Genomic DNA, 3197 nt, shown 5'->3' on the forward strand with positions numbered 1-3197 from the left:
GGTCAAGGTGCTGCGGATATAGAAGACTCCTTCGTATTTGTCGGAGGAATACTTCTGAGGTTTAACACTAAACTTATGTCCGAGCTTTTCAGGGTTCCGGAGGAAAAGTTCAGGGACAAGCTTTACAAAAGTCTTGAAGAAAATATAAGCTGGGTTGAAAGGGAAACGGGAAGACTTCCCTCCTACGAAGAGGTTGAAGAGCTTCTCGTTGAAGAGTTTTCAAAAATAATACCCTTTGAGGGTGAAGAGGATATTCCGAAGGAGGCCGTTGAACTTGCAGACAGACTAAAGGAGGAGTTCACCTCCGATGAGATTCTCCTTGAAGATACCGGAAGAAGACACAGAACAATAAAGATAAAAGAGGGTGTTCACTTAAGAACGGGGCTTCACAAAGCAAGGGGGGGACTCATAAGAACCGAGGTTTACACAGATGGGGAAAAAATACTTGAGGCAAGGGTATACGGGGACTTCACCCTTTACCCCAGAGATAAGATAAGGGAACTTGAAAAGCGTTTAAGGGGTGTTAAGTTTGAGAGGGAAGAGATAAGAAGGGTTGCGGAAGAGTTCTTAAGGAATGTAGACTTTCCCGGTGTTGAACCCGAGGACTTAGTGAAAGCCCTCTATGGGGATTGAAAAGGCTTAATCCTTATGTGAACACCTTCCTTCCCCTTCTCTATTTTCTTTACTGTATGAACCTCGTATATCAGGTTATCGTTTTTTATAACACCTGCTTTCTCCATAACGTCCCAGAGAGTTTTTAACATATTGTCTATGTCTCTCTTCCTCTTATTCGGAAGAATAATTGTTATATCAACGGATATCTCGTAGTCTATGGGCTGCCCCTTATACTGTTCTTTTAGCTCCCATAGAGCTCTTGCCTCCCAGTTTACGACCCTCGGGTGTTTGAAAACCTTCCCTCCTCTTCTTCTAACATACCTGTTGCTCTTGGGAACAGGAAGTTTTGATAAAAAAAGCTCTATTACGTCCATCGTTTAAAATAGTTTTATCATGGAAGAAAAAGTGATAATAGGCATAGAGGACTTTCTAAAGGTTGACCTCAGGGTTGCAAAGGTATTGGAAGCCGAAAGGGTTGAGGGCTCTGAAAAGCTACTTAAGCTAAAAGTAAGCCTCGGTGATGAAGAAAGAACAATTGTTGCGGGAATAGCAAAGTTCTACAAACCTGAAGAACTCGTCGGAAAGAAAATAGTCATAGTTGCAAACCTAAAGCCGAGGAAGATATTCGGTATAGAGTCCCAGGGGATGCTCCTTGCAGCATCAGACGGGGAGAATCTGTCAGTAATAGTTCCCGATAGAGACGTTAAAGAGGGTTCTAAACTGAGTTGAGATACTTTTACTTTGAGGAGGAACACCCTTTTTCCCTTATTCTTCCCCTAATAGAAGAGGGTAAGCTGGACCCCTGGGAGGTTGATATAGTAGAGCTCGCAAACCTATACCTGGAAGAGCTTAAAAAAAGGGAAGTTCTTGACCTGAGAATACCTGCGAGGGCTGTAGTTGCAGCCTCCTTTTTACTTAAGAAAAAGATAGAAGTGCTCTTTCCTAAACCACCCAGGAAGCCTAAAAAAAGGAAATACTCCCTTCAGGAAATAGTCGGTATGTTTGAAGAGGAATACAGGGAGGTTGAGGAAGAGTTAAAGGAAAACGTAAAAAAGATAAAAAGGGCGGTAAGAAGGAGAAAAACGACAAGAAAAAGGGAAGAAAAAAGAGATAAAGAGGTTCCCGTTCACATTGCAAAGTTTGAAGATGTCTTGAAAGAAATATGGGAGCTACTGAGGAATCTTGATGTAGGAACGAGGATAAGCTTCCTTACATTTCTGAGGGAAAAGGATATAGTTCCCCAGTTTATGGCCCTCTTATACCTTGATTACGAGAATAAGATAAGGATTTACCAAGAGAGACCCTACGGCGAGATTGAAATAGAAATCTTAGAAACCTAATATCTCTATAACCTTTTCAAGCTTCGGAGGAACGGATACGGGCTCTTCACAAACCTTTATCGCTGTATCGGGGTCCTTAAGACCGTTTCCCGTAAGGGTGCAGGTGACGACCTCACCTCCTTTAAAGAAGCCCTCCCTCACGAGTTTTATAAGTCCCGCAACGCTTGCAGCTGAAGCAGGCTCACAAAACACACCCTCGGTTGATGCGATGAGCTTATAAGCATAAAGAATCTCGCTATCGCTTACGGCGTCTATATTCCCGCCGCTCTCCTGTGCAGCCCTTAGTGCAGATTTCCAGCTATAAGGGTTACCTATTTTTATGGCGGTAGCTATGGTTTGTGGGTTTTTGATGGGATAGCCTTTAACTATCGGTGCCGCTCCTTCAGCTTGCCATCCCATCATCTTGGGAAGTTTCGTAATCTTTCCCTCTTCGTAGTAAGTCTTAAAACCCTTCCAGTATGCGGTTATGTTTCCCGCATTGCCCACGGGTATGAAGTGGTAATCGGGAGCATCCCCAAGAACGTCACATATCTCAAAGGCCGCGGTTTTCTGTCCCTCTATTCTGTAAGGGTTTACCGAGTTTACAATTTCAACGGGAAAGAGCTCGCCTATCTTCCTTACGATATACAGGGCATCGTCAAAGGTTCCCTGAATGGCGAGAACCTTAGCTCCGTAAATCATAGCTTGGGAGAGCTTCCCTATTGCCACCGCACCCTTTGGAAGAAGAACGTAAGCCTTAAGACCGGCCCTTGCTGCATACGCAGCCGCCGAAGCGGAAGTGTTTCCGGTTGATGCACAGATAACCGCCCTTTTTCCCTCCTCAACCGCTTTTGAGATTGCAAGGGTCATTCCCCTGTCTTTAAAGGAACCCGTAGGGTTTAAGCCTTCATACTTTAGGTATATCTTTCCTTTAAAACCTATTGCTTTTGCAAGGTTGTCCGCCTCTATCAGGGGTGTGTTTCCCTCGTATAGGGTTACTATAGGTGTTTTTTCATCAACGGGTAGGTACTTTCTGTAATGCTTTATGATTCCTTCCCATTTATCCATAGCTCGGACTAAGGATATTATAATTTAAGGCATGCATGAAGTTCTAAGGATTAGGACGACAAAACACACGAGCATAGTAAACATAACTCACCAAGTCTCGGAGGTTGTAAAGAGGTCAGGGGTGAAAGAGGGCTTATGCGTCGTTTATACTCCTCACACTACCGCATGTGTTTTCGTCAACGAGGGAGCAGACCC

6 protein-coding genes are annotated in these 3197 nt (G+C 44.0%); 4 read left to right on the forward strand and 2 right to left on the reverse strand.

Annotation, left to right across the window (positions count from 1 at the left end; all coding sequences use genetic code 11):
* On the forward strand, positions 1-633 hold a 633-nt coding region (locus ACWB1W_RS07965), incomplete at its 5' end, for a lipoate protein ligase C-terminal domain-containing protein (protein WP_479370839.1).
* Here the strand turns inward: ACWB1W_RS07965 and ACWB1W_RS07970 are convergent.
* Complete coding sequence (locus tag ACWB1W_RS07970) at positions 621-989, reverse strand: RusA family crossover junction endodeoxyribonuclease (RefSeq protein ID WP_479370840.1); 369 nt, start codon at positions 987-989, stop codon at positions 621-623. The genes ACWB1W_RS07965 and ACWB1W_RS07970 overlap by 13 nt on opposite strands.
* A 19-nt stretch (positions 990-1008) precedes the next feature.
* Between ACWB1W_RS07970 and metG the strand changes: the two genes are divergently transcribed.
* Together metG and ACWB1W_RS07980 are read left to right on the forward strand one after the other, a co-directional pair.
* The gene (gene metG, locus ACWB1W_RS07975; RefSeq protein ID WP_479370841.1) at positions 1009-1344 is read left to right on the forward strand and encodes a methionine--tRNA ligase subunit beta; all 336 of its coding nucleotides are present in this window, start codon (positions 1009-1011) and stop codon (positions 1342-1344) included.
* Positions 1341-1955, forward strand: a complete 615-nt coding sequence (locus ACWB1W_RS07980; protein ID WP_479370842.1) for a segregation/condensation protein A — start codon at positions 1341-1343, stop codon at positions 1953-1955. The genes metG and ACWB1W_RS07980 overlap by 4 nt, the downstream gene beginning before the upstream one ends.
* Here ACWB1W_RS07980 and thrC read toward each other — a convergent pair.
* Positions 1944-3002 carry a threonine synthase gene (gene thrC, locus ACWB1W_RS07985; RefSeq protein WP_479370843.1) on the reverse strand — a complete coding sequence of 353 codons (1059 nt, stop codon included), beginning with the start codon at positions 3000-3002 and terminating at the stop codon, positions 1944-1946. The two genes, ACWB1W_RS07980 and thrC, sit on opposite strands and share 12 nt — an antisense overlap.
* A 31-nt stretch (positions 3003-3033) precedes the next feature.
* On the opposite strand from thrC, the gene ACWB1W_RS07990 reads away from it, so the two are divergent.
* Positions 3034-3197 (forward strand): YjbQ family protein (locus tag ACWB1W_RS07990; RefSeq protein ID WP_479370844.1); only part of this gene is annotated, 164 nt, incomplete at its 3' end.

Source organism: Aquifex sp. (assembly GCF_056494385.1).